Source organism: Mesorhizobium silamurunense, from assembly GCF_014843905.1.
Classification (GTDB): Bacteria; Pseudomonadota; Alphaproteobacteria; order Rhizobiales; family Rhizobiaceae; genus Mesorhizobium; species Mesorhizobium silamurunense.
On the sequence record NZ_LPVS01000181.1, the window covers coordinates 1 to 588 of the forward strand.

At 59.7% G+C, this 588-nt stretch carries 1 pseudogene; it reads right to left on the reverse strand.

The window, feature by feature from the left end:
* Positions 1 to 394, reverse strand: a pseudogene (locus AU465_RS32940) (hypothetical protein); the annotation flags it as partial.
* Positions 395 to 588 lie beyond the last annotated feature (194 nt).

Consider the following 588-nt stretch of genomic DNA (forward strand, 5'->3'; position numbering starts at 1 on the left):
AGTCGCGCATCGCCCGTTCGAATCGTTGCACAGCGGCTGGCAGGAAAGTCACGACTTTCTCGACCTCAGGCTGCAATGCCAGCTCTGCTTCAATGCCCTTCCGGCGCTGTCGGATGGCCCTGATCTCATCTGCCACTTCCTCGCCTTCCACAAAGCCCTTGGCAATCTGATCGACGACGCGCGACATTTCTCGCTTGGCGACTTCTAGGTCGCGCTCAAGCATGATCCGCTTGGCCGCTTTGTCGCCGATCAGCCGTTGTCGCTCTTCCTGATAAGCAGCGATGTAGGTCGCCAGATTCTCAGGCGAATGCAGCTTAGCTACGAGGCTTCCAACGACCAGCTTTTCGACCGTATCGAGATAGATGGCGAGGGCACCATCTAGCCGCCCCGCCAATTGGAGAACAGTGATCGCCCCCCGCCGGTCACCTCACGTTGCTCAGTTGGAATTCGTCGGTAGCATGCGCTCGTTGGGATCGATCGGACCTAGGTCCTTCACGACCCGGAAACGACCGCTCTGCGCCTGCGCGATGTACATGTTCATGCGAACATGGTGCTGGCCGGGAACCATTTCGGCCGGACCGCCCGGGC